This window comes from Mobilitalea sibirica, assembly GCF_015999265.1.
Classification (GTDB): domain Bacteria; phylum Bacillota; class Clostridia; order Lachnospirales; family Lachnospiraceae; genus Mobilitalea; species Mobilitalea sibirica.
The window spans coordinates 117826-143218 of the sequence record NZ_JAEAGR010000007.1 but is presented as its reverse complement, the minus strand read 5'-3'; the positions used below and the strand labels follow the sequence as shown (position 1 = coordinate 143218).

25 protein-coding genes and 1 other annotated feature are annotated in these 25393 nt (G+C 35.0%); of the genes, 19 read left to right on the top strand and 6 right to left on the bottom strand.

Going from position 1 to position 25393, the window contains the following annotated elements; genetic code table 11:
* The first annotated feature begins 83 nt into the window (after positions 1-83).
* Positions 84-554 carry a Cys-tRNA(Pro) deacylase gene (ybaK, locus tag I5677_RS08750; protein WP_197661202.1) on the top strand — a complete coding sequence of 157 codons (471 nt, stop codon included), beginning with the start codon at positions 84-86 and terminating at the stop codon, positions 552-554.
* A 570-nt stretch (positions 555-1124) separates the two neighbouring features.
* On the opposite strand, the gene I5677_RS08745 is transcribed toward ybaK, so the two are convergent.
* From I5677_RS08745 to I5677_RS08735, 3 genes are read right to left on the bottom strand one after another with little or no spacing between them, the layout of a single operon-like run.
* Positions 1125-1916 (bottom strand): ABC transporter permease, encoded by a 792-nt coding sequence (locus I5677_RS08745; RefSeq protein WP_197661201.1) that lies wholly within the window; start codon positions 1914-1916, stop codon positions 1125-1127.
* Positions 1913-2707: an ABC transporter permease gene (locus I5677_RS08740; RefSeq protein ID WP_197661200.1), complete on the bottom strand. Its 795-nt coding sequence runs from the start codon at positions 2705-2707 to the stop codon at positions 1913-1915. Before I5677_RS08740 ends, I5677_RS08745 begins: the two co-directional genes overlap by 4 nt.
* Positions 2704-3690 carry an ABC transporter ATP-binding protein gene (locus I5677_RS08735; RefSeq protein WP_197661199.1) on the bottom strand — a complete coding sequence of 329 codons (987 nt, stop codon included), beginning with the start codon at positions 3688-3690 and terminating at the stop codon, positions 2704-2706. Before I5677_RS08735 ends, I5677_RS08740 begins: the two co-directional genes overlap by 4 nt.
* A gap of 910 nt (positions 3691-4600) precedes the next feature.
* Between I5677_RS08735 and rplU the strand changes: the two genes are divergently transcribed.
* The 8 genes from rplU (at position 4601) to rsfS (ending at position 9390) form a co-directional block, all read left to right on the top strand.
* Complete coding sequence (rplU, locus tag I5677_RS08730) at positions 4601-4909, top strand: 50S ribosomal protein L21 (protein WP_197661198.1); 309 nt, start codon at positions 4601-4603, stop codon at positions 4907-4909.
* Positions 4910-4920: 11 nt separating this feature from the next.
* Positions 4921-5253: a ribosomal-processing cysteine protease Prp gene (locus I5677_RS08725; RefSeq protein ID WP_197661197.1), complete on the top strand. Its 333-nt coding sequence runs from the start codon at positions 4921-4923 to the stop codon at positions 5251-5253.
* Positions 5254-5293: 40 nt separating this feature from the next.
* The gene (gene rpmA, locus I5677_RS08720) at positions 5294-5581 is read left to right on the top strand and encodes a 50S ribosomal protein L27 (protein WP_197661196.1); all 288 of its coding nucleotides are present in this window, start codon (positions 5294-5296) and stop codon (positions 5579-5581) included.
* A 328-nt stretch (positions 5582-5909) separates the two neighbouring features.
* Positions 5910-7196, top strand: a complete 1287-nt coding sequence (gene obgE, locus I5677_RS08715) for a GTPase ObgE (RefSeq protein WP_197661195.1) — start codon at positions 5910-5912, stop codon at positions 7194-7196.
* Positions 7197-7399: 203 nt separating this feature from the next.
* Positions 7400-7708 (top strand): ribosome assembly RNA-binding protein YhbY, encoded by a 309-nt coding sequence (gene yhbY / locus I5677_RS08710; RefSeq protein ID WP_197661194.1) that lies wholly within the window; start codon positions 7400-7402, stop codon positions 7706-7708.
* A gap of 111 nt (positions 7709-7819) precedes the next feature.
* Positions 7820-8431, top strand: coding sequence for a nicotinate-nucleotide adenylyltransferase (gene nadD / locus I5677_RS08705; protein ID WP_197661193.1), 612 nt, complete (start codon positions 7820-7822; stop codon positions 8429-8431).
* A gap of 5 nt (positions 8432-8436) precedes the next feature.
* Positions 8437-9021: a bis(5'-nucleosyl)-tetraphosphatase (symmetrical) YqeK gene (gene yqeK, locus I5677_RS08700; RefSeq protein ID WP_197661192.1), complete on the top strand. Its 585-nt coding sequence runs from the start codon at positions 8437-8439 to the stop codon at positions 9019-9021.
* A 12-nt stretch (positions 9022-9033) separates the two neighbouring features.
* A complete protein-coding gene (gene rsfS / locus I5677_RS08695; RefSeq protein WP_197661191.1) occupies positions 9034-9390 on the top strand; it encodes a ribosome silencing factor in 357 nt (118 codons plus the stop codon).
* A gap of 209 nt (positions 9391-9599) precedes the next feature.
* Here the strand turns inward: rsfS and lexA are convergent, their stop codons facing one another.
* Positions 9600-10217: a transcriptional repressor LexA gene (gene lexA, locus I5677_RS08690; protein ID WP_197661190.1), complete on the bottom strand. Its 618-nt coding sequence runs from the start codon at positions 10215-10217 to the stop codon at positions 9600-9602.
* Positions 10218-10835: 618 nt separating this feature from the next.
* On the opposite strand from lexA, the gene I5677_RS08685 reads away from it, so the two are divergent.
* The 9 genes from I5677_RS08685 (at position 10836) to I5677_RS08645 (ending at position 20115) form a co-directional block, all read left to right on the top strand.
* On the top strand, positions 10836-11189 hold the full coding sequence (locus I5677_RS08685; protein ID WP_197661189.1) for a LysM peptidoglycan-binding domain-containing protein: 354 nt from the start codon (positions 10836-10838) through the stop codon (positions 11187-11189).
* A 594-nt stretch (positions 11190-11783) separates the two neighbouring features.
* Positions 11784-13115, top strand: coding sequence for an aspartate kinase (locus I5677_RS08680; RefSeq protein ID WP_197661188.1), 1332 nt, complete (start codon positions 11784-11786; stop codon positions 13113-13115).
* A gap of 55 nt (positions 13116-13170) precedes the next feature.
* Positions 13171-13413 (top strand) — a binding site (T-box leader).
* 678 nt (positions 13414-14091) lie between these two features.
* The gene (locus I5677_RS08675; RefSeq protein WP_197661187.1) at positions 14092-14277 is read left to right on the top strand and encodes a hypothetical protein; all 186 of its coding nucleotides are present in this window, start codon (positions 14092-14094) and stop codon (positions 14275-14277) included.
* Positions 14278-14292: 15 nt separating this feature from the next.
* Entirely contained in the window at positions 14293-14991 is a 699-nt protein-coding gene (locus I5677_RS08670) for an RluA family pseudouridine synthase (protein WP_197661186.1), read from the top strand.
* A gap of 18 nt (positions 14992-15009) precedes the next feature.
* Positions 15010-15849: an EcsC family protein gene (locus I5677_RS08665; RefSeq protein WP_197661185.1), complete on the top strand. Its 840-nt coding sequence runs from the start codon at positions 15010-15012 to the stop codon at positions 15847-15849.
* Between the two features lie 114 nt (positions 15850-15963).
* Positions 15964-16950 carry a hypothetical protein gene (locus I5677_RS08660; protein ID WP_197661184.1) on the top strand — a complete coding sequence of 329 codons (987 nt, stop codon included), beginning with the start codon at positions 15964-15966 and terminating at the stop codon, positions 16948-16950.
* 261 nt (positions 16951-17211) lie between these two features.
* Positions 17212-17913: a TrmB family transcriptional regulator gene (locus tag I5677_RS08655; protein ID WP_197661183.1), complete on the top strand. Its 702-nt coding sequence runs from the start codon at positions 17212-17214 to the stop codon at positions 17911-17913.
* A complete protein-coding gene (gene lysA, locus I5677_RS08650) occupies positions 17910-19169 on the top strand; it encodes a diaminopimelate decarboxylase (RefSeq protein WP_197661182.1) in 1260 nt (419 codons plus the stop codon). The genes I5677_RS08655 and lysA overlap by 4 nt, the downstream gene beginning before the upstream one ends.
* A gap of 370 nt (positions 19170-19539) precedes the next feature.
* Positions 19540-20115, top strand: coding sequence for a hypothetical protein (locus I5677_RS08645; RefSeq protein WP_197661181.1), 576 nt, complete (start codon positions 19540-19542; stop codon positions 20113-20115).
* On the opposite strand, the gene I5677_RS08640 is transcribed toward I5677_RS08645, so the two are convergent.
* Both I5677_RS08640 and I5677_RS08635 read right to left on the bottom strand, forming a co-directional pair.
* Entirely contained in the window at positions 20116-21168 is a 1053-nt protein-coding gene (locus I5677_RS08640; RefSeq protein WP_197661180.1) for a tyrosine-type recombinase/integrase, read from the bottom strand. It abuts the gene before it with no gap.
* 106 nt (positions 21169-21274) lie between these two features.
* Complete coding sequence (locus I5677_RS08635) at positions 21275-21997, bottom strand: tRNA 2-thiocytidine biosynthesis TtcA family protein (protein ID WP_197661179.1); 723 nt, start codon at positions 21995-21997, stop codon at positions 21275-21277.
* 530 nt (positions 21998-22527) lie between these two features.
* Between I5677_RS08635 and I5677_RS08630 the strand changes: the two genes are divergently transcribed.
* The gene (locus tag I5677_RS08630; protein WP_197661178.1) at positions 22528-25284 is read left to right on the top strand and encodes an N-acetylmuramoyl-L-alanine amidase; all 2757 of its coding nucleotides are present in this window, start codon (positions 22528-22530) and stop codon (positions 25282-25284) included.
* The last annotated feature ends 109 nt before the right edge of the window (positions 25285-25393 follow it).

The window sequence follows — 25393 nt, the reverse complement described above, 5'->3', positions numbered from 1 at the left end:
TGAGACTATAGAAATAATAGGATTTATTAATAATACTTTAGGATGATTATAGAAAAAAATGAGTATAAACAGGATGGATAAAGATGATTAAGACAAATGTGATGCGCCAATTAGATCAGGCCCAAATTCCTTACAAGGCTATAGAATACGAGGTGGATGATAATAATCTGGCGGGGGAGCATGTAGCAGAGCTGATTGGTATGCCACCCGAGCAGGTTTTTAAAACCCTTGTTGCTAAAGGAGAGAAGAAAGGATACGTCGTATTTTGCATTCCTGTTAACACAGAACTTAATCTAAAGAAGGCTGCTACGGTCATAGGAGATAAGAAGATAGAGATGCTGCCTGTGAAGGAGTTGCTTCCTACAACCGGATATATCAGGGGAGGCTGTTCTCCCATAGGAATGAAGAAGAAATTTCCTACCTATATGGATGAAACAGCAATATTATTTGATGAGATTACGGTAAGTGCCGGAGTCAGAGGTTGTCAGTTATGTATCCCTAGGGATCACCTGATTTCTTATATTGAGGCGAAGTTATGTGAGATTGCCGAATGAAAGCGACTATGAAATGTCTACATAGCATAGTTGATTTATAATAAGATGTATCAGATGAGTAATATGATTTAAGATTAATTAAAAAGATGAATTTTAAGGGGATAAATCATATTTAAAATAAGGACTTTATCTTATAAGTTATAAGATATAAATTTATCAGGTATAAAGTAGCTCTATCATAAACATGGAAGATTCAATAGTATCCATGAGATATGATAGAGCTTTTATGATATAGGATTATGATGTTAAAAGCCCAAATATAAAGTATCATACGTGAATTTAGTACATAAGACTGCAAAACACGCGGTCTAAGTACCATTGACTTTATAACAGTTGCTCACTAAACTATGTTTATATCATTCTGCATTAAAGAAAGTGTATGTGCAAATTGGCGAATTCAAATTTGAAGAAAGGCTTATGGCACCCTAACCTGGTATGGGAATTTTCTCCGAATTTCCCATATCATAAAAAGCCTTCCAGGTAGGATGCACCGTAGTCTATAGGTATGCATACACAATCATCGGTATGAAATACTTATTTTGGTTATATTAAAGGTGTAATTATTTGATTCTAGCTGCTGGCACTCTTATAATACTTTAATCCCAACTTCCAGATCCGACCCGTTAAATATGTGAACAGGATTACGATACCACATCCATAGGCAAGCCAGCCGGGGGACAGGGTATTCGTGATAAATTGGGTTGGAAAGGTGGACATGATACCGTAAGGTATTACAAGGTAGAGGATCAGCTTAAAAACTCCTTTTAATAAGACGCCCGGAATTTTCATGCTGACGTCCAATAAGCTGTCCTCCAGCCTTGAAAAATTATAGGCTGATACTGTAAATAACGGTATAATACGCAGTAGTAATTCAATGTCATACCATAATACGGTCATAATAAGTACCAGTATGATATAACCGATTACCCTCAGGGGCGTTACTGTAATCTCCAGAAGGGAAATTCCATAAGTGATGATTCCAACACTTAAAAAAAGTAAGGGTATGGAACCTGGATTGACATTTTCAAAGGTCAAACGGAGCAGTGGACTAACCGGTTTTGTGATATAGTGATCCAGTTGCCCGTTTTTTATCTTATCCGGTATGGTAATAACTCCAAAGAAGAAGATGACCATATTCAAAGCATTAATCATAGAAAAGGTACCTATGAAGATAATCATTTCACCCCTGGACCAGCCACCGATGGAATCCACCTGTGAGTAAATGGCCTGAAACGTTAGTATCTGTATTAAGAATAAACTTCCGTCTACAAAGAAGGCTCCAAAGAAGGAAAGTCTGAACACCATCATATGTGATAGTTTCATTTTAATTAATGCTAGGATAAACTTTAAATTTCTTTTCATATTCCCACCCCATCAAATCTGACACGAAGTCTGTGATACAATAGTTTATTCACCGGAACGAATGCAAGAACCCATAGGGAAAGAGTAATAATTCCGGTTATAATTTCGTCTCTGTTTTGCCCAATGAGTAGCATAGAGGGCAGATATGTGATGTAGTAAAACGGAAATACCCTCATAAAGGCTACGATAGAAGCCGGTAGTAAGATTAAGGGCACTAAGGTACCGGTAATAAAGCTGACCAATGTACTTTTTATCATTAAGAATACATCAATATTGCCAAATTGAAAGGTCAGGATGCCAAGCATATAATTCAACTGCATCATAAATAGAAGACCGATGATAACAAAACAGGCCGCACTGAGAAGCATATAAATATCACCGGTAAAGGCAAAGCGAATTTGGAAAATAAAAATCCATATCACTGCTGCTATCAGATGAAAGAGCAGATGAAAGGCGGATGCTCCGATCGTGCGAGCGATAAAATACCGTTCTGTATTAATAGGAAGCACCATGAATTTGGAGAAGGTTCCACCCCGGATGGCAGAACTGATATCCCATCCAATCCTCTCTGACATATCTAACTGTGATAGGAAGGAGCTTATTATATAGTAGGACAGCATGGTATGGAAGGTAAATCCCGCAATCATTTCCTTTTCGCCAAATACCGCACTCCATACAATATAAGCAAATACGATTTTTGATATGGTAAATAACACATTGGCCGCGATATCAAACCTCCAAACCAATTGTGTTTTAAAGATTAGTTTTATAATCTCAATATCTTTTCTCATTCTGACACCCCGCTTTTATCATTGTATATCCTCTCAACAACATTACCGATATCTTCCTCTTCGATGCTGATATCATCCAGTTCGTATCGAACAAGAAGATCCTTTAAGAGCTCCTGTGACAATTCCTTCTTGATCAGTAAGGTTGTTTTATAAGGACTCTTTTCCAGAGGAATAAAATCAATCTCAGATGTAAAATGATCCTCTTGAACAAAGGACACGGTCACTTTTTTATGGGTCTGATATTTTTTGAACAGTAAATCTGTATCACCATCAAACAGCTTTTTTCCTTCGTTAATTACAACACAACGCTTACAGAGACTTTTGATATCCTCCATATAATGGGAGGTTAGGATTATGGTAGTCCCTTTTGTTTCATTGACTTCTTTTAAGAATTTGCGGATCTGCTTTTGCGCCACCGCATCCAGTCCGATGGTCGGTTCATCAAGGAATAGTATCTTGGGATTGTGAAGCAGAGCAACAATCAGCTCCAGTTTCATTCGCTCACCTAGGGATAGGGTGCGAACCTGGACATCAAGGATATCTGTTACACCAAATAAGGCAATAAAATAATCAAGATTCTTGCGATATTCATCTTCCGGTATATTGTATAGTTCTTTAAATAGAAGGAAGGTATCGTTCGCAGACAACTCAAAAAACAGTTGGCTTTTCTGTCCCATAACTACAGCATACTGCCTTTTAAAGGAATTCTCTAACTTGTTCGGATAGTGGCCTGCCACAGAGATTTCTCCGTTAGATGGAGCAATAATTCCTGTAAGCATTTTAATAAGAGTGGTTTTCCCTGCACCGTTCGGACCGATTAATCCGATAAATTCGCCTTCTTCTACCGTAAGGGTAAAATCTGAAACAGCACTTTTCATCAGATACTTCCTTTTAAACAGGCCTTTCATACTTCCTTTTAATCCGGGTTCTTTTTGGAACCGCTGAAAAGTTTTTGTTAAATTCTTAGTTTCAATGATATTCATTGTTTTTCTCCTTTATAAATATGATTTTAAGACATTCGGGAATATCGTGTTCCCTTGCGTTTAATCAAAATAAAAGCCCGCAATATGACATTCAGCCAAATCAGTTCAGATTACTTCTAACAATTTGTTAAAGTAAAATGAGTAGAAGACCAGAATGCTATCGCGGGCTTATAGATATATCATAATAATTACTCGCAGCCGATTAAAACAACCTTTTTGTTATGAAAGGGAAGATATTAATTGGCATGAAAAAAAGCGTCACAAGATTACCTGAACGCTTTATAATCAATTCGTTATTATGATTTGACTATATAGTTTACATGGTTTATTTAAGCAATCTGTTATGGCAGATGTCATCAGGCATGATCCTATAAGATAATGCCTAAAGAAAGGTACAACAAAAAGAAACAGGAAATCCTGTAGTTTTTGAAGAAACCTTTTACAACTATTTAATTCGTTGTAACCTCCATTACAGACACACTTGTCAAACAAACCACCCTTTCATGTTATATTTTATGAGCTAATTATATGAATACAGGATGATTTTGTCAATGGTTGGTATGAAATAAATTTAGGCTTGTTATCATAACAATATTAAACTAAAACTTAATAAACTTTATTTTAAATGCATCGTTACTTAAATAATAATAATACTATTAATGCTTATCCTTTCATATTTTATCATCTTGTCTATTAACCATAAATATACTTGATATTGTAAAAAACTGATAGGATTGAGTGGAAGCTCGTAACATATTAAAGCTCTTATCAAATCCACAGAGAACCTTGATTTATTGGTTGACAAAGATAGTGGAATATGATAACATAACTAAGTGTGCCGCACAGCGAGGTATAAGTTTCGATTATTCGGACACCAAAGCTGGCGAGTAATGATAATAGGAGGTGCCGTATGTACGCAATTATTGCAACTGGTGGAAAACAGTACAAGGTAGCGGAAGGCGATATCATTAAAGTTGAGAAGCTTGGCTTAGAAGCAGGAGCAACAGTAACTTTTGACCAAGTGCTTGTAGTGAACAAGGGCGAGTTAGTAGTAGGTAATCCTACTGTAGAGAACGCTAAAGTAACTGCAACTGTTGTTGAAGAAGGCAAGAATAGAAAAGTTATTGTCTACAGATACAAGAGAAAATCCGGATATCACAAGAAAAACGGACATAGACAGCCGTTTACCAAGGTTAAGATTGACAAGATCAATGCATAGGTAATTGTGATATGATTCAAGTATCCATTTATAAAAATGCAGACAATTTGATTACCGGATTTATTTTATCGGGACATGCTGACTATTCTGAATACGGAAGTGATATTGTATGCTCCGCTGTTTCAGCTCTGGTAATCAATACTATAAATTCTGTTGAAAATTTTACCTCAGACCGTTTTCATTTGGAGCAGGATGAGAAAAAAGGCTTCATAGAATTTCGAGTGATAGAACCGATGAGTAGTAATACGAATCTGTTATTAAATTCCTTGGCTCTTGGCTTACAGGGGATACAGGAGGAATATACGGATCAATATATTAAGCTTACTCAGGTCAAATCACAGTAACCTTAAACATTTGGAATTTTGAATTTAGGAGGTGTAGACGATGTTAAGAATGAACCTTCAATTTTTCGCTCATAAAAAAGGTGTTGGTTCTACCAAGAACGGTAGAGATTCCGAATCCAAGAGATTGGGTGCGAAGAGGGCAGACGGACAATTTGTTCTTGCAGGAAATATTCTTTACAGACAGCGCGGAACTAAAATCCATCCCGGCGTAAACGTTGGACGTGGTGGCGATGATACATTATTTGCTTTAGTTGACGGTGTTGTTAAATTCGAAAGAAAAGGTAGAGACAAAAAGCAAGCAAGTGTTTACCCTGTAGAAGCGAAATAGTTCATGATATTTGAATTCCTGTCGAAATGAGTTAACTCACTTTACAGGATAGAATTCGATTAGTATGAATAGTGTTCGGTAATAACCCCAAATTCCTTTTGGATTTGGGGTTCTTTTATGCTTTTTTGAATTTTGGTTGTATTTGCCATGTTTTCCGATTATAATAAGCATGATGGATTTTGGAGATAATAGAAAAAATAAATTAGATATATTTATAATACACGTTTGAAAAATACTTAAAGTACTACTGAAATTACCATGTTTCTTATCGTGTAGTATACAGATATAAGTTGATTAATTCATAAGAAAAATAGAGGCAGGTGATATTATGTTTGCAGATAGAGCAGAGATTGTTATTAAATCCGGCAAAGGCGGTGACGGTCATGTCAGCTTTCGAAGGGAAATTTATGTACCGGCAGGAGGTCCTGACGGCGGTGACGGCGGTAAAGGCGGAGATTTAATATTTGAAGTAGATGAAGGTTTAAATACATTATCAGAATTTCGTTATAATAGAAAGTATGCAGCCCAGAACGGTGAAGATGGCGGTAAAAAGCGTTGCACCGGTAAGGATGGAGCAGACTTGATTATAAAGGTTCCGCCCGGCACCATCATTAGGGAAAAGGAAACCGGTAAAGTAATTGCTGATATGTCTCATGAAAATAGAAGAGAAGTCATTCTTCGTGGTGGCCGTGGTGGTAAGGGTAATCAACATTATGCAACAGCTACGATGCAGGTTCCTAAATATGCACAGCCGGGACAAAAAGCGAAAGAGTTAAGTGTTATACTCGAACTGAAAGTGATTGCTGATGTTGGATTGGTTGGTTTTCCGAATGTAGGAAAGTCTACATTTTTATCCAGAGTGACTAATGCAAGACCAAAGATTGGGAATTATCATTTTACTACCACAACCCCTAATTTAGGTGTTGTAGACTTAGATGGTGCAGACGGATTCGTAATTGCAGATATTCCGGGGTTGATAGAAGGAGCTTCCGAAGGGCTTGGACTTGGCCACGAGTTCTTGAGACATATTGAGAGAACCAAGGTGATTATCCATCTGGTGGATGCTGCATCTACCGAAGGAAGAGATCCGATCGAGGATATAGAACTGATTAACTCGGAACTTACCTCCTATAATCCGGAGTTAGCAAAACGTCCACAGGTAATTGCAGCGAATAAAGTCGATGCAATCTATGGAGAAGAAGTGGATGAGGTAATTCATAAGATAAGGGAAGCCTATGAGCCAAAAGGAATATCCGTTTTTGCGATATCCGCGGTTAGCGGCCAGGGTGTAAAGGAGCTTTTATACCATGTGAAAGGTATGCTTGATAATCTTGATCAGACCCCGATTATATTCGAGAAAGAATTCTTCCCGGATGAAATCGTTACCAGTAACCTTCCATATGAAGTATGGAAGGAAGAAGATGGACTTTATGTGGTTGAAGGACCTAGAATTGAAAGAATGCTTGGTTATACCAATCTGGATTCGGAGAAAGGTTTTGAATTCTTCCAACGTTTCTTAAAGGAGAATAATATACTTGATGAATTAGAAGCCTTAGGAATTGAAGAAGGCGATACCGTCAGAATGTATGGGCATGAGTTTGACTACTACAAATAATTGCGAAGCAATTATTAGCAGCGAAGCTGCGTAATATGTAAGCGAGAGATAAAAGCATTTATGCTTTTAGATGAGCTTATATATTGTAGTAGTCAACGAGAGAAAAGCCTCGCAAGCGAGGCTTCTCGAGTCTGAAAAAGTATACTTCAAGAGAAGCAATTATTAGCAGCGAAGCTGCGTAATATATAGAAAGGAGCAAATAGATGACAACAAAGCAAAGGGCTTATTTAAAAAGTCTTGCTATGACCATGGACCCGATCTATCAGATCGGTAAGTCTAATTTAACTCCGGAAATAACAGAAGGTATTTCCGATGCATTAGAAGCAAGAGAATTGATTAAAATCAATGTTCTTAAAAACTGTACCGCTGATATCAAGGAGATGGCTCAGGTTTTATCCGAACGTACCCATTCCGAAGTCGTACAAGTGATCGGTAAGAAAATTGTATTGTATAGAGAATCAAAAGATAAGAAAAAAATCAATCTTCCTGTTGAAAAGAAGAATAAAGCATAATGACTTAATTAATTCTTATAATAGAAAGACATTTGGTAATACAAACGAATTAAGAATGTAATGTGAAATTTCCATCAGAACTTACTATAGCTTGAAAGGATGTACATTTTGATGAAAGTCGGTATCATGGGTGGAACCTTTAATCCGGTTCATAACGGACACCTGATTTTAGCAGAAAATGCATATGAACAGATCGGTTTAGATAATGTGATTTTTATGCCTACAAAGAACCCACCGCATAAAAACATAACAGAATTAGTTTCTGAAGAACATAGATATAATATGGTTCGATTGGCTGTTATGGAGAACCCTCATTTTACATTGTCCGATATGGAGCTTTCACGCAAAGGTGTAACTTATACGGCGGATACATTATCTATATTAAAAGATAAGAACCCGGATGACTCATACTATTTTATTGTAGGGGCTGATTCGTTTTTTATGTTGCAGACTTGGAAAGATCCACAGACAATTTTTAATCTAAGTACCATAATAGTTGCAGGCAGGGATCGGATTAACCAGGATGATATGGAACAGCAACTTAATTTCTTGGTAAAGACCTATCATGCCAATGTAGAATTTTTAGATATGCCCAATATTGATATATCTTCTGCAATGATAAGAGAGAGAATTGCGAATAACCAATCTGTCAAATATTATGTTCCAGATAGTGTATGGGCTTATATAATAAAACATTATTTATATACAAGAATTTTGAGGTAATAATTATGAAGCTTGATTTATTAAGAGACAGAATGAATATGATACTGAAGGATTCCAGGTATTTGCACTGTTTGGGTGTTGAAGAGGTGTCCTGTGATCTGGCTGTAATATACGGCTGTGATTTAGAGAAGGCTTGTATTGCCGGACTGGTCCATGATTGTGCAAAGAATATAAATGATGACAATCTACTGGAGGAATGTAGAGCATACAACATTCCTGTTTCTGAAATAGAAATGAAAAGTCCTCATTTACTTCATGCAAAAGTAGGCGCATATCATGCGAAAGTTCAATATGAAATTGAGGATGATGACATCCTGAATGCTATCACCTATCATACTACAGGGCGTCCGGGAATGTCATTACTAGAAAAAATAATTTTTACGGCAGACTATATTGAACCATATCGGGAGGAGTTGCCCCGGATCTATGAAATCAGAAAAGCTGCTTATGATAATAAATTAGATCAGGCTATCGTGATGATCTTAGAGAATACATTGGATTATTTACAAAATACAGGTGCAGTCATTGACACCTTGACAAAAGACACATATGAATATTATAAGACAGAATTATTGTCGAGTACGAAATGAAAGGGGACTAATATGGAATATTCAAAAGAAATGGTTAAAATAGCTTATCAGGCATTGGAAGATAAGAAGGGTGAAGATATTCAGGTGATTGAAATTAAAGATATCTCCATCATCGCAGATTATTTTATTATTGCAAACGGTGTGAATGCACCGCAAGTAGATGCTTTGGTGGATTCTGTTAAAGATGCTCTGGGAAGAAAAGGCTATGAACCGAAACGGATCGAAGGAATACGCTCTGCCAGTTGGATACTATTAGATTATGGTGATGTGGTTATTCATGTATTCTCGAAGGAAGACCGTTTGTTTTATAATTTGGAACGTATCTGGAGAGATGGTAAGACAGTTAGTAAGGAAGAGTTAGGTGTTTAAATTATTCCTATAAATTAGGATGTAATAGGATTAATAAATAAAAGAATAATTCAGGCTGGGCAAAATGCCCAGCCTGTTTGCTATTTTAAACATCTTTTCATATAATAAAAAACACGATTGACTTTGACAAGCAGGTTTTGTACGTCTAAGAAATCACTGTAAAATGAAGTTCTTATCATGGATAGGTGTATGTAATACTGTAACATTACCTATCGAAACATACGGAAAAGTCCGATTACCTTACCTAGTATATTCAACTCAGGAACAATGATTGGCTCCAAGGAATCATTTTCCGGTTGCAGGCGATAGTAGCCGTTTTCTTTATAAAAGGTCTTTACAGTTACCTCATCCTCGATGAGCGCCACAACAATATCACCATTCTTGGCATGGGATTGCTTCTGTACCAAAATCTTGTCTCCGTTAAAAATTCCAGCATTAATCATACTGTCACCTTTTACATAGAGCATAAAGGTTTCTTCGTTCGGCATATATTCCGAAGGAATCGGGAAGTAACTGTCAATATTCTCGACAGCCAATATTGGTTGACCGGCAGTAATAGTACCAACAATGGGTACATTCACCAATTCCCGTCTAGTCAGATTGAACTCATCATCAATGATTTCGATTGCCCTGGGCTTTGAAGGGTCACGTCGGATATAGCCGTTTTTTTCCAAGGTTTCAAGATGAGAGTGAACGGAAGAGGTTGACTTTAATTTAACAGCTTCACATATTTCACGAACAGCCGGCGGGTATCCTTTGTTAATAATCTGAGACTTCAAGTATTCTAATATTTCTTTTTGCTTATTGCTAATCCTACCATATCCCATAAGTATCAGCCTCCAATTTTTAAATTAATAGTTCTTACTATAGATTGTCCATCCATAGTTATGCCTTCCTGGCATGAAATGCGCATTCCCGGTAGTGGTTACATAGATATAAATTCATATCAAAGACTTAATCCTTCGTAAAAATCAATCCATGATATTATATTTAGCATAAGAGAAGCAGGACACTCCGTTAATACGCTGATATTGTTAATTGAGTAGATTATAACATACTTGTCAGAAAAATGCAAAACTAATGTTCTAAAAAACGAAAAAATGTTTGTAAAAAGAAATATATGTTCGAAAAAACCTATTGACAAACAAATGTTTGTTCGATATAATTTAATTAACAAAACAAACGTTCGTATCAAATGTTCGATTTGTAATGTGTTTGAGGTATAAGTTATTATAAAATATAAATCATCAATTATATATGACTATAAAGATGATACGAGTACATAAAAACGAACGTAACTCTATTAATAGAAGTAATCATTATTTGGATTAATATAAATATAAAAATTTTTCAGATTTGGACATCGTATGACTGTGACCCATATTACAATAAAGAAAATAATAAAAATCACAATATAAAGTTTTAAGATACGGGAGGTAATTTTGATGAATAACGCAGAGAAATTTTTAGGAATAAGATTTTATGAAACAAAATTAAATAAAAAGAAAATATGGTTAATTGGTTTTGGTATCTTAATTGCAGTTCTTATTTTTTCCTTATACTTTTTTAGTAAGACTGTAACAGCTCAAAGAGATACGGATCGAATCAAAATGGTTACCAGCATTGAAGTAAAACAAGGCGATTCCCTGTGGAGTATTGCTGCAAGCTTTATGACAGAGGAATATAATGACATACATGATTATATAGAAGAGATTAAGAGTAGTAACGGATTATTAACGGACACCATTCGTGCCGGAAATTATATCATAGTTCCTTATTATGCCGATGCATCCAGATAAATATGATATATATCGGATGATAAAAAAGTACATAATTTAAAAAACATACATTTAGTTTGTCGTATAATAAATATACCGGAAATTAGACGTACGTAATATATATTTTTTGAAGGACACATTGTTGATTGTATTTGCCTATAACGAACGAAAAAAATAGGTTCGATATTGGCTGATTAATGAATGATATGTCCTTTTATTAGTTTATGTAGTAATATATACTCTCTTAAATTTAGATTTGTAACAGCCGGTTTTATATTATGTTTTATTATCCTATATATTTGTTAAAAACTGTATTATTAATAAGATTATTAAGAATATATATAGTAAAGGTATTATATAGGGTACGGTTTAGAAAAACATTTGTAAGCACAGCAAAAACAACAATTGATTATTGTTAAGAATTATACTATAATATAAAATTATAAATTTGAATAAAGATTAAAGTTTATTAAATATCATGCAAGAAAATTCAGTTTATTGAAGATTTTAATATGAATACAATAGATTGCTTATCCGATTTTCTTAGAAAGTTCTTATATTACTTTAATCTATAATTATTCAGCATAAAAGAATGTGCAGAAAGAGGTTAATTTCATGAATAACACAAAGGTTGTAAAATTTGGCGGTAGTTCACTTGCCGACGCGAATCAATTTAAGAAAGTGGCGGACATTATCCATGCTGACAAAACTAGGCGTTTTGTTGTAGCATCTGCTCCCGGAAAGCGATTCGCCGATGATATTAAAATTACGGATATGCTTTATAAATGTTATGATAAGGCTTCCAAGGGAGAGAATTTCGATGATGATTTTAAAGCGATAGAGGATCGCTATAATTCTATCATAGATGATCTTTCACTGGATCTTTCTCTCGAAGAGGAGTTTAAAAATATAAAATATTTATTTGCTCACAGCGCCGGTCGGGATTACGCAGCAAGCCGTGGTGAATATCTGAATAGTATTTTACTTGCAAAATATCTTGGGTTCCCGTTTCTGGACACGGTAGGTCTTCTATATTTTAATGAAAGCGGTGTATTTGATTTGGATAGAACCATCTCTATGCTAGCGCCAAAGCTGCAACAAATGGAGAATGCGGTTATACCGGGCTTTTATGGTTCTATGCCTAATGATACGATTAAAACCTTTTCCCGAGGCGGATCCGATATAACCGGTTCCATCGTAGCTAGTGCAGTGAATGCCGAGCTATATGAAAATTGGACTGATGTGAGCGGATTTTTAATCTGCGATCCAAGAATTGTTAATGATCCAAAGCCCATTACGACAATTACTTATCGAGAGCTTAGAGAGCTTTCCTATATGGGTGCTACGGTATTGCATGAGGATGCGATCTTCCCTGTACGTACTATGGGTATACCGATTAATATCAGAAACACAAATCTTCCTGAAGATCCGGGAACTATGATTTTATCTCAGGCAGATGACATCAGTAAATACACGATAACCGGTATCGCAGGAAAAAAAGGCTTTTGTGTTATCAACATAGAAAAAGACATGATGAACAGTATGCTTGGTTTTGGCCGGAATGTACTGCGTTCTCTTGAGAAGAATAATATCTGTTTTGAACATATGCCCTCCGGTATCGATACCCTCAGCGTTATAGTTAGTAAGGAATCGATTAAAGGGAAAGAACAGGCGGTCATGAATGAGATTATCTCCCGTACACAGCCGGATCATATTGATATCGAAGAGGACCTGGCATTAATCGCAGTCGTGGGCCGTGGTATGAGAAAGGCCAGAGGTACAGCCGGAAGGATATTCTCTGCCCTTGCCCATGCTAAGATAAATGTTAAGATGATAGATCAGGGTTCTTCCGAGCTAAATATTATTATTGGTGTTTCTGAAGATGATTTTGAAGAAGCGACCAAAGCAATCTATAATATGTTTGTTCTGTCTCAAGATGAAGAATAGAAATTGATAAAATATCTTGACATTTTTTATCTAATACTATACGATATTAAAAAATTCAAAAGCTATGAAGAGAAGAGTAATTTTATTAATTCCCTACAGAGAGTTCCGAAAGCTGAGAAGGAATGGGATAGATAGAACGAAACAAGTCTCGGAGCTGCATACGGATCCAAATGATATTTGGTGATGCTATGACGTGTGTTCACGTTACAGAACTAGAGTATTCACATGTACTTGAAGAGGTTAATATGGTGACATATTAATGAATTAGGGTGGCAACGCGATCAACATCGCCCCTACGATTTTCGTAGGGGCTTATTTTTATGTTGATAAATAACAAATTGATATAGTTAGTCTATATTATAAAAATATGCCTTCTAGGTAGGATGTGAACTTGTGCGTAAAGATCCTGCTTTTATACTGCTCAAAAGTATTACGATTCAAAGATTCCGATTGGAAGTGTAAGTGAAGCTGTTGTCAAGGAAGCAGAAGAAACCATACTAACCTATGAGCGGTATATGAACTGATACGAGGGGGCTATTCTCCGACTACAAAAAATCGAGAGGGAGTTGACATCCCTTAGACATGCTGTTTTCTATTATAATACGTCTAAAGTTGAAAAATCAAACTGCATTTCGGTTACTAATGTAGCTTCTCGTTTACAAAACTTGCATTTTGATTACAAAGGTTGCATTTCGCTTTTCCATTAAGTAAAAGACAAATTGATCAAAGTGAAATTGAATACAAGATGAACTAAAATATGATGAGATCGATGAAGAAATGAATATATTTATGGAATATACTTGATATATAATCGTAGGTTTGTTACATTAAAGCATAGATGCAATATATGATAGGTTGTATAATAGCTATAAGTTTTTCTTAAGGTAATTAATCAGTCTTTGGAAAGATAAGGTAAAGACAAACGATAGTTATATGCAATGGTTACAATTATTTCTTATAAGGAAGGGAATGCATCATGGCAAAGGATAGAGAAACGGTATGTATTCACTATATATCAATAGGTGTCTGCAAGAAGGAGAGGGAAGCAATTCATAAGGGCTATTGTCAAAAGTGTGATAAATACGAACCCAGAAGCAGAGAGCGACATATTAATCTGAAGAAAAAGAAATTAGATAAAATAAGGTCTGAAGAAAGATACTAAATCAAGGAGAAACGGATGGCGCTAAAAATTATACATGAAGATCAACATATTATTGTTGTAGAAAAACCACCGAAGATTCCCTCACAGAGAGATAAAACCGGGGATAAGGACATGCTTACCTATATAGGGGAGTATCTACAAAGTAAATATCCTGAGACGAAAAATCCATATGTAGGATTGATCCAACGATTGGATCGCCCGGTGGGAGGTGTCATGGTATTTGCGAAAACCAAATATGCCAATCAAAAGCTTTCAGAACAGATAAGATTGAATAAGATGTGCAAAGTATATTATGCAGTTGTCTGTGGCGTACCGGATAAAGAAGAGGATACCTTAGTGGATTATCTTAAGAAATTATCCTCAGTGAATATGTCAAAGGTGGTACCAGCAGGAACAGCTAATGCAAAGGAAGCAATTCTTGATTATCAAGTTTTGGAGACGGTTGAAACGAAAGAACACGGTGTGTTAACCCTTATTAAAGTGAACTTACAAACCGGCAGACATCATCAAATCAGGGTGCAATTAGCCAATGCCAATTTACCTTTATGGGGTGACAATAAATACAATCAGACATTTGTAAAACAAAAGGAATGGACACAAATCGCCCTATGGGCAGGAATATTAACGCTCGAACATCCAAAAACGAATAAAAACTATACATTTAAAATCTTACCGAAGGAGCAGTATCCGTATAGTTTGTTTCAGAAATTTTAATATAGGAGATTAGTTCGTATGTATATCAGAGTTACAAGTAAAGAGGAACGTAATAAAAAAAATGTGTTATCAAAACAACTAAAGCAGATTGAAAAGAAAGAGCAAAAAATACTAAACAAAAAAGAAAATGCCTTCATAAAGACAAAGTTTAATCCTGTGATAGATCAAATACAGGATAAAATTCCAAAAAAGCTACAAGATACTTTGGAGGCTGCATTTTACAAAGGATTTCAGTTAGTGTTTGAAAAGGGTAGTGTTTATATTGAAAAAACCTATAATAAAGATAAGCGATTAATGGAATACGAGATTAACAATTATGCCGTAGATAAATTCTGTAACAAACGAAATTTTAAAAGATTAGATCAGCAGGCCAAACTTTCTAATACGCTTAATTCCTCGATCGCTGTTTTAGAAGGCGGGATTTTAGGAGCCTTAGGTATTGGTCTTCCGGATATACCCTTATTTATCGCTGTAATCATAAGAAGCATTAACGAGATAGCCTTAAGCTATGGATACCAATATCATACGGACGAAGAAAAAGTATATATGCTTCATATCATCTCTGGAGCGATGAAAAAAGAAATGAATCAAAAGGAATATGATTGTAAGATAGATGAATTGGGTAAAAATATAGATTGTAATATTGTCACCGATGTGAATCTGAAAGATCATATGAAGGAAGCGGCTGATATATTGTCAGATGCTCTCTTAACCGCTAAGTTTATACAAGGTATTCCGATTGTTGGGGTGGTAGGAGGAATCGTAAACCATACTATTATTCGTAAAATCACCTCTTATGCCAGATTGAAATATAAGAAAAGATATTTGTTAAGTAGAATGAACAAAGAGCATTCATAAAAATATCATTTTAGTATTTTCAATAAGTTAAGTAGTAAATATCATGCTATAATGTGAAATCGATAGAGCATAAGGTTGTTGACTACTGTATAAATAACACAAAGGAGAAAATATATGATTTCAACTAGCAGAACATATAAAATTTTACTTAGTTCAGAGCAATGTGATAAATTAAAATACCCAACGCTTGTAAAGCATGAAATTGAAGTTACAGGTAAGGAAATATTGCATGCAATTATTACTTGTGGAATGCCTGTACAGTATCTTAACAAAACAATTGAATCCCACAGAATAAATGAAATAATATTTAAATTTTTTGTTATAAATTCTGCTCTAGAAGAAGATTCTGGATATTTAGTTAAATCAGATAAGGTTAAATATCTGGAAACTAGTGAAAGAGCTATTATACAATATTATTTAGGTATGTTTATTACTAAATTAATAAGTGAAAAAATATTTCATGTAGATTATTTAATACATCAAAAGACAGTGGATAGTATGAAGTTAACAAAAGTTAAATATGAAACTGGTAACAGTAGACCAGATTTATTTGGTTATAATGTTTATAAAGGAACTTGGAGTATATGGGAAGCAAAGGGTAGAACAAGAAATATAAATGATTCTCTTGATAAAGCCTATGAACAAGTAAAGCAAGTAAAGACTGTAAATAAGAAAAAGCCGGAATTAGCTGCTGCTAATGTGGTGTATTTTTCGGATAATAAATTAGCTACGAAAGTTAAAGATCCGGAAAGCGAAGGGGATATAGAAATAAATATTGATCTTAATGAAGCTTTAAATACCTATTATAAGCCTATTTCTCAATTATTTATTAATAATGGTTATGATAAGTATAAGGATTATAACTATAAAACCCATGGCTTATTAGTTACAAATATTAACATCTTTGAAACCAGCTTTCATATTGGTATGCCTGAACTATTATTTAATCATTTAGTACAGAATGAAAATGATCCTCAAGTTTTGAAGAAGGATATTTTAGGACTACATACAACAATAGATATAATTAAGAGTTTAAAAGAGTATCATAAGCAGGATAATCTTGAAATGTATTGTGGCAGAGATTTAATTACTTTGTTTTAGAGTATTTTTCTTCAAAATAATCACACTTATTAAAACTTGAGATTATCTGTTACAAACAAATTATTAAGAGGTATTTGTTAAAAATAAAAAGTATAAGGTTTTCGTATAAAAGACCTTGTACTTTTTATTTTGAAGAACTTATAAATTCGTTTCAGTGCGTGTCTAGATTCTTTAGGTATTGACATAGATAAAATCTTATGTTATTACTAGTAGTAGCAGTACATACTACTATAAGTCATATAATTCATTGGAGGATTGAAGTTGAATTTAATCGAAGGTCTTATGAAAACGGGATTAACGAAGAATGAATCTGAGTTATATATCGTGCTTTGCCGAGAAGGGCAGTTAACCGGATATGAAGCGGCAAAGATATCGGGAATACCAAGAGCCAATGCCTATCAGGCTTTATCTGGGCTTGTGGATAAAGGAGCGGCATGTGTAGTCGAGGGAGCAGTTCCCCGATATGTTGCGGTGCCGGTTGAAGAGTACTGTTCGAATTTTCTGCTTCATATGAAAGAGGTAGTTGAATTAATCCGAAAAGAATGCCCTAATATTCATGAATCTGCAGAAGGATATATTACTATAAGTGGATTTCAAAATATCTTAGATAAAATACGTACTCTTATAGGAGATGCTATAGAGAGAGTCTATGTATCAATATCTGAAAATGAAATAGAATATTTTAAAGAACCATTAGAAGCGGCAGTCGCTAAGGGACTTAAAGTGGTGGCTATTATTTCTGGAGATTTTGAATTGAAAGGAGTAATAACTCATAAAATAAATAAATCATCCGGGCAGATTAGACTAATTGCAGATTCCTCTTATGTACTTACAGGAACGATAACAGGTAGTAATGATGATATCTGTTTGTTTTCCAAGAATAAACCTTTGGTAGAGCTTTTAAAGGACTCACTAAAAAATGAAATACGTTTATCCGAAGTGGAAGGGAGTAAAAAAGAATGATTAAAGCACCATATATTTATTACAAAGAAAAACAATTAATGATGGAAGAGGTAAGGGTAGAAGATATCATTAAGGAGACAGGTACACCTACTTATTTATATAGTAAAGGCAGTCTACTAAATCAATTAAAGCAGCTTAAGGAAGCGTTCGGGAATACGAAACTCTTGATTTGTTATTCCATGAAGGTATGCCATAATATCAATATTGCCAATGTCTTTGTAGAAAATGGATGTGGCGTAGATATTGTATCCGGCGGGGAATTATACAGAGCTATTAAGGCAGGTGCAGACCCGAAGAAGATTGTTTATTCCGGTGTGGCAAAAACAGAAAAAGAGATCAGAGAAGCAATAGAAGCAGATATCTTGATGTTTAATGTTGAATCTGAGCAGGAGCTCACACGAATTAACAATATAGCGGCTTCCAAGAATAAAAAAGTATCAATCTCATTACGGATTAATCCCGGAGTGGATGCTAAGACCCATCCTTACATTACAACCGGAATGAAGGAGAATAAGTTCGGTATTGATAGTGAAATGGGAGTTAATATATATAAGAAGGCCATGCAAATGGAGCATGTTGAGGTAATCGGTATAGACCTTCATATCGGTTCACAGCTATTAGATGTTGCCCCTTACGGTGAAGCGATGAAAATCGTTGCTGATTATGTAAGGCAGCTAAGGTCGATGAATATACCTATTCAGTATGTTGATATTGGTGGTGGGATTGGTATCCCTTATAAAGAAGAACAGGCAAGTCCTGATCTTAACGAATATGCTAGACTGATTACAGAACCGTTTCAGGATATGCCGGATATCACATTTGTTCTGGAGCCCGGTAGATTTCTAGTGGCTCAGGCCGGACTTTTAATTACAGAAGTTCAATATATAAAGGATAACTCATACGATAAGAGATTTGTAATCATAGATAGTGGAATGCATCATCTGATCAGGCCCAGTCTATATCAGTCCTATCATAATATTATCCCGGTAATCCAGAAAGAAAAATCCATGAATACGGTGGACGTTGTTGGACCTATCTGTGAAAGTACGGATTTTTTAGCTAAGGATCGTCAGATGGAAGAGGTTACGCAAGGAGACTTGTTGGCAGTGACAGATGCCGGAGCCTATGGAATTGTTATGTCATCACATTATAATTCCCATTCCAGACCGGTAGAAGTACTTGTGGAGGAAAATGATTATAAGATAATCAGACGAAGAGAGACCTATGAAGATCTACTTAGTGGAGAGATAATTTAAAATAGTAGTATGTAGCATATGTTATCTATAGGAATAAAGTAAAGATGAAACGTAATAAAATAGTGATATAAGTTTATGTAATATTAAAACTGTTAAGAACATAAGTTCTTAACAGTTTTTCTAAAAACGGATAATAATAGTAAATATTAATAGAAGGCTTATAACCTATGTAATTACGAAATATAGAATTAATGATAAAATAATACATGGTATATTTTATGTAAATAATGTATAATTATAACAAAATATTTCAAAAATTAGTAATAAGAACAATAGTATAAAATAATTTATACAACTATATCTTAATTGCTAGAGAGATATTTATGCCCTATATGAATAAAGTAATCATACAATAATTGGAGGTGTAAAAATGGATGGTATATCATTAGCAAATTTAGCCATATCAGTATATGAAAAAATACGCGAATTAATTGTAGGAAAGAAAAATTTTAACAATCAAGAGTTTACATATTTTGAAGAGATTTTTGATGACATGAAAATAATAACTGATGACTACTTAAGATTATTACACTGTACATTAGAAGAGTTAAATGATTATAACTGTTCGACAAAAATAATAAAAAATAGAATTGAAGAAAAGCGAATAGAACTTTTTACTTTAAGAGAAAGAATAAGAGGTTTTGTTTCAATTTCTGATGATACCTATACTGATGAAATGACCTTATTTATTAAAGGAATTATGGGTGTTTTGAAGGGCGGAGCATCAATAGCAATTGAAAATGGTCATGCTATAACAAAAGACTATGGAATGGGAGACCATACAATATTAGATATAATAAATAAGTTGGAAAATATTGATTATTCGCAAGGAATAACATGGCGCAATCAGATAATCCAAGCTGTAGAACAACAGAAAAATGCTATTCAATTAGCATGGAAAGATATATGCAAAGGATTTGCATTAATTGAAAAAAAATATAAATGATTATTCTTTCTCCCTAAGCTTAACAACATTAGCGGCACTACGTCTGCGGCTGTCTTCAATCGCTGCATAATGCTTTTTGGTTGTATTAACATCCTTATGGCCTAGAACATCGGCTACCAGATAGATATCACCTGTTTCACGGTATAAAGAGGTGCCGTAAGTGCTTCGTAACTTATGGGGGGTGATTTTCTTAAGCTTAGTCACGGTGGCAGCATATTTCTTCACCAGGTTTTCTACGGAACGTACGTTAAGCCGTTTCATCTGCATGGAAAGGAAGAGGGCGTTAGTATGACCGTCGGCAGGGATTAATTTTTTACGTTCAGCCAGATAATCCAGCAGAGCCTCTCTGACTTCCTCACCAAAATACACAACAACTTCGTAGCCGCCTTTTCTTCTTATCTTAATTCCATTGTTATCAAAATCAACGTCGTTCATATCCAAACCTACACACTCGGATACACGAATTCCGGTACCGAGTAGAAGTGTCATGAGAGCAAGATCTCTTACTTTGGTTTTCTCATGATATTTTTGTTGCGCCTTGGTCATATGATCCCCGTTTTCCACTTCATCTAACAGTTTTGCCACTTCATCAATTTCCAAACGTACTATTTCTTTTTCATGGAGTTTAGGAACACTGATTAAAGAAGCAGGATTGGTCGTGATCATTTCCTTCTTATAATAATAATTATAGAAGCTACGTAAGGATACCAGTTTACGTTTCTTACCGTTCTCTGTATTAATGCGTTCGGTTTCCTCAGTCTTATAATAGGTCAGATAATCTAAATATTCTTCAATATCTATTGCTTTAATCTGATCCAGAATATCAACCTTAAGATCTGTTACTGGTGTATTTTTTAGCATTGGATTATTACTAACTAAAAAATCAAAAAAAACCCTTAAGTCATAGGCATAAGCGATTCTGGTCCTAGAGGAGGTAGTTGGTTCAATTCCCCGAAAAAAATACTGACAAAACCGCGGTAAGGTTTCAAGCAGTGATCTTAACCTTTTTGCATTCTCGATATTTACTTGGTCATGGTAAGTATGTTCAGCCATAATAACACTTCCTTATATTCATTCATCATATTCTATAGTTGTAGAAAATAAAATATAATCATTTTTATCCATTAACGACAACAGTAGTTTTGAAATGGTAGTTGTTTCATTCCGGCTTAGCCCATCCATTTATTTGACCGGTTTGTATTGCGTGGAAGAGGCGTTCTCTAAGTCCCGGACTTTCGGATCCTAAGTTTTTAATTAACTGCTTTACATATTCCCGTTTGGTATAACCGTCTACCGGGCACGGATTATTCACTACTGGAAGCTGATATGCATTACGAAACCCCTTGATATCTTTCTCATCTACATAGATTAATGGACGTATCAGAGTAATATCTGAGCGGTCCAGATAGGTAACAGGAGAGAAGCAGTGAAATCTTCCCTCATAAATCAATGACATCATCATAGTTTCAATCACATCATCATAATGATGTGCATAGGCTTCCTTATTACAGCCTAGTTCCTTTGCCTTGGCATTAAATGCACCTTTTCGCATCTTAGCACATAAAGAACAAGGGTTACTCTCTTTGCGATGCTCAAATATTATTTCTGCAATCTCTGATTCTACAACTGTATAATTAACACCAAGATGTCTGCACAGCCCGGATATTTCTGAAAAATCCGTTCCTTTAAAACCCATATCTACCGTAATGGCTTCCAATTCAAACTTATGGGGATAGAAGCGGCGAAGACCTGACAAGGCATAAAGTAATGTCAGGCTATCCTTTCCTCCTGAAATCCCAATAGCTATTTTATCGCCATCTTTAATCATTTTATAATCGTCTACTGCTTTTCTGGTATAGCTTAATAATTGTTGTAATTTCATCTTGTCTTAAGCCTCACTATGCTATTGTGTAATCATTGACAAGTAACTGAGATCATCAATGAATTTTATCCATTATAACATAAAAACGATGAAAAGAAAACGTTTGTTGACAAAATAAGCAATTCTAACTATAAATTCCTTACTATTTATATAGAAAACATGGTAATAAAATTGTAATAACTTTATTTTCTGAAATAATTATTTTTATGATATTCGGTCGATAACTGTAGAACAATGAAGAAGGGTAATTGTTTTGTAATCTACACATGTAGTATTTACAAAAATATTGATTTTGTGTTATAATGTGGAAATATTTTTATTGGTTAATATATAAAATTATGTAATAAATAGAGAATTTTTTGTAAAATAACAAAGATGACACATTTTTAACACTTTTTAACACTATTGTAATAATTACTTATACAAAAGATAAAAACCGGTGAAACAAGAAAACATATGCTATTAAATTACAAAAAGACAGGGGTTGATGACAAAACATGGAATTTAATTTGCAAAAGATAAAGAGTATTATGAAGGATAATCGAATTCGGAATCGTCTTCTGATGTTTAAGCTGGGCTGTATTATTATAATGGCCTTTCTTTTTGTGGGATTGCAGACGGCTGAGATTTCAGCGGCTTCCGGATTGAAACTATATAATTATACAACGAAAAGTTACTTGACTTATACAGGTAAGCAAGTGAAAGCCACGTTAAACGGTAAAATCATCAGCAAGGAAAAGACCCCTGGAATAATTATTGATGGGATAGCTTTGGTATCATATAAGGATGTGTTTGTAAGATCCGATATTGATGCAGATTTTGTATATAATAAACCGAAAAGTACGGTAACATTATCAAGATCCGGAACAACCATTGTTATGACCATCGGCAGTAAGAAGGCTACGGTGAACGGAAAAGCAGTTACCTTACCTGTTGCCCCGGTAAAGATTAAGTATAGGGATGCAGGTATAACAAACATTCTGGTACCTTCCAGATTCGTATCCGAAACCTTTGGTCTGGGGTACACTTGGTATAGTGCTAAGAGTACTGTGGCAATCGAAAAGAAATCTTCAGTTACGCTATCTTATAACAGCGGTAAGAAATTCGAATATACCGGAACCCTTGCCAATGTTACTATTGATGGTAAAAAAATAAGCCTTGGAAATATGCCGAGTATTATCACGAATAATACAGCTATGCTCAGGGCGAAGAGGGTTTTTAGCGATTCGGTTATTGATGCGGATTATAAGTATAATAAAGCAGATAAATCCGTTACATTGTCTAAGAATGATAACATCCTTGTTATGAAGATTGGAAGTCCGGTAGCTCACCTTAACGGTAAGCCCATCGTTATGGATACCGCACCAATCATTGTTACCAATCATGAGGTGGGCACTTCTTATGTTATGGTACCTGGAAGCTTTACCGCCTCCTGTCTTGGATATGATTATACCTGGGACAACCCCAATAGAACCTCTAAAATTATATCAAGAAAAGATAGTGATATATCGAATGAGGATAAGGTCGAGCACGATCAAGAAAACCCCACAGAGAAATCCGGTGAAAGTCCATCGCCTGAATTAGGAGATACCGGAGTGGTTTTTGATCCCGGTACAATTTTGCATGAATGGACAACCTTTGATACTTTAATTGCTAAAAGCAGTGGTGTAACTGAACTGAATATGGACATGCTTCCCTCAGAGGAAAATGGTTTTATTTATTCTGTTGCAAGAGATTATTCTAATGTAAAGCTCAATACAGAAACTTATATGATCATTGGATCTAAGCCTTTTGAGAAGGTCACCTCCAAGAAAAACGGTCAGTTAGTTAATTTACTTGTATCGAATATGGCAGGTACCAATTACATCTATGAAATCCAAGGAATTCACGGTAACTATGTTAAGAACATTGAAACGGAATTTGATTATAATACGCAAAGCAGTAGGGTGGATTTCGCGGTTATACCTGAGAATTATTCCTATGATATAAAACTGTCTGAGGATAAAACTATATTATATGTGACGTTTTATTTGAATAGCCTGAATCAAGTGACGATCGGTACAAATGATAAAAACGATTACATTACCCTGACCGGTATGAAGCCGTTGAAGGTGAATATGTCTGAGCAAAATGGTATGCTTTATATTGATCTTCCTTATACAGTCAATAGTATTGGAGATCAGACTTTAATGGTAGCAGGCTCTAAATACCTAAATCTTTTCTATACTGTAAAATTACCGGATAAAACTCAATTGATTTTGGGTATGCAGGATGGTACCCAATATTATGTTTCAGAGACAGAAAACAAATATACCATTACCTTCCAAAACTCCAATGGAAATGTTGCAAACCCTCCGGTTCAGCCAGTGGTACCTGAAGCTCCGGAAGTTCCTGTATCTGAGGTCATTGATATAGCTAAGTATGAACTGATTATTCCGAAGCCGGCAGGTTTTAACGGAGAGCAGATTTTACATAAAGATGATTATTTTAATCATAGATTCTCTATAAAACTTCCGGGAGATCATACCGCATATTTAGCAGCAAATCCGATTATTAATAATTCATCCGTAATTATGGATGTTTCGGTTTTTTTAAATGCTAACTATGAAACGGAGATAATGATTTCTACATCAAGACTGCAAGGCTATGAATTTGTTTGGGATAACAATAGTATCTATATTAACATCGGTGAACCCCGAGATATTTATAAGAATATAGTGATATTAGATCCCGGACACGGCGGACCTGCGAACGGAGCACAGTATTTTGGTGCGAAGGAGAAGGATCTTAATCTTAAGATGTTATATACCTTAGGAGAAAAGTACTTTAATTCCAATCCATCCAAACTTAAGGTATACTATACCAGAGAGACAGATGTGGATATGTCTCTATCCGACAGAGCGGCTTATGCGAGTAAAATGGGAGCAGATTTATTTGTCAGCCTTCATATGAATGCTTCGCTTTCTACAGCAGCTTACGGAACTGAGGTTTATTATTCCACCAATAATAACACGACTAACAAAGCGGGCCTTAACAGCAAGACAATGGCTACCTTATTTGTCAACAATCTGACATCGGCTTTAGGAACCAATAACCGGGGAGTAAAGTCCGAAAGATATACGGTAGTACATAAGAACACAGTTCCTGCTGTTTTGATAGAGTTAGGCTTTATGTCAAACAAAAATGATTTTGCATTGATTTCTGATCCAGTATTCCAGGAGAATTCAGTAAGGATCATATATGAGACATTACAACAGATCTTTGAACTCTATCCAACCGGCCGTTAATTATCAAGTACAAATTATTCTTAATTAAAAAACATACACATACGAAATACACAAAAGCATGGGGATGCTGTTGGTAAAAATGGAATATGTAAGCCTGCCATTTTTCAAT

Coding starts and splice junctions, on each gene's coding strand:
- ybaK (WP_197661202.1), top strand. CDS start 84: ATGATTAAGACAAATGTGATGCGCCAATTAGATCAGGCCCAAATTCCT.
- I5677_RS08745 (WP_197661201.1), bottom strand. CDS start 1,916: ATGAAAAGAAATTTAAAGTTTATCCTAGCATTAATTAAAATGAAACTA.
- I5677_RS08740 (WP_197661200.1), bottom strand. CDS start 2,707: ATGAGAAAAGATATTGAGATTATAAAACTAATCTTTAAAACACAATTG.
- I5677_RS08735 (WP_197661199.1), bottom strand. CDS start 3,690: ATGAATATCATTGAAACTAAGAATTTAACAAAAACTTTTCAGCGGTTC.
- rplU (WP_197661198.1), top strand. CDS start 4,601: ATGTACGCAATTATTGCAACTGGTGGAAAACAGTACAAGGTAGCGGAA.
- I5677_RS08725 (WP_197661197.1), top strand. CDS start 4,921: ATGATTCAAGTATCCATTTATAAAAATGCAGACAATTTGATTACCGGA.
- rpmA (WP_197661196.1), top strand. CDS start 5,294: ATGTTAAGAATGAACCTTCAATTTTTCGCTCATAAAAAAGGTGTTGGT.
- obgE (WP_197661195.1), top strand. CDS start 5,910: ATGTTTGCAGATAGAGCAGAGATTGTTATTAAATCCGGCAAAGGCGGT.
- yhbY (WP_197661194.1), top strand. CDS start 7,400: ATGACAACAAAGCAAAGGGCTTATTTAAAAAGTCTTGCTATGACCATG.
- nadD (WP_197661193.1), top strand. CDS start 7,820: ATGAAAGTCGGTATCATGGGTGGAACCTTTAATCCGGTTCATAACGGA.
- yqeK (WP_197661192.1), top strand. CDS start 8,437: ATGAAGCTTGATTTATTAAGAGACAGAATGAATATGATACTGAAGGAT.
- rsfS (WP_197661191.1), top strand. CDS start 9,034: ATGGAATATTCAAAAGAAATGGTTAAAATAGCTTATCAGGCATTGGAA.
- lexA (WP_197661190.1), bottom strand. CDS start 10,217: ATGGGATATGGTAGGATTAGCAATAAGCAAAAAGAAATATTAGAATAC.
- I5677_RS08685 (WP_197661189.1), top strand. CDS start 10,836: ATGAATAACGCAGAGAAATTTTTAGGAATAAGATTTTATGAAACAAAA.
- I5677_RS08680 (WP_197661188.1), top strand. CDS start 11,784: ATGAATAACACAAAGGTTGTAAAATTTGGCGGTAGTTCACTTGCCGAC.
- I5677_RS08675 (WP_197661187.1), top strand. CDS start 14,092: ATGGCAAAGGATAGAGAAACGGTATGTATTCACTATATATCAATAGGT.
- I5677_RS08670 (WP_197661186.1), top strand. CDS start 14,293: ATGGCGCTAAAAATTATACATGAAGATCAACATATTATTGTTGTAGAA.
- I5677_RS08665 (WP_197661185.1), top strand. CDS start 15,010: ATGTATATCAGAGTTACAAGTAAAGAGGAACGTAATAAAAAAAATGTG.
- I5677_RS08660 (WP_197661184.1), top strand. CDS start 15,964: ATGATTTCAACTAGCAGAACATATAAAATTTTACTTAGTTCAGAGCAA.
- lysA (WP_197661182.1), top strand. CDS start 17,910: ATGATTAAAGCACCATATATTTATTACAAAGAAAAACAATTAATGATG.
- I5677_RS08645 (WP_197661181.1), top strand. CDS start 19,540: ATGGATGGTATATCATTAGCAAATTTAGCCATATCAGTATATGAAAAA.
- I5677_RS08640 (WP_197661180.1), bottom strand. CDS start 21,168: ATGGCTGAACATACTTACCATGACCAAGTAAATATCGAGAATGCAAAA.
- I5677_RS08635 (WP_197661179.1), bottom strand. CDS start 21,997: ATGAAATTACAACAATTATTAAGCTATACCAGAAAAGCAGTAGACGAT.
- I5677_RS08630 (WP_197661178.1), top strand. CDS start 22,528: ATGAAGGATAATCGAATTCGGAATCGTCTTCTGATGTTTAAGCTGGGC.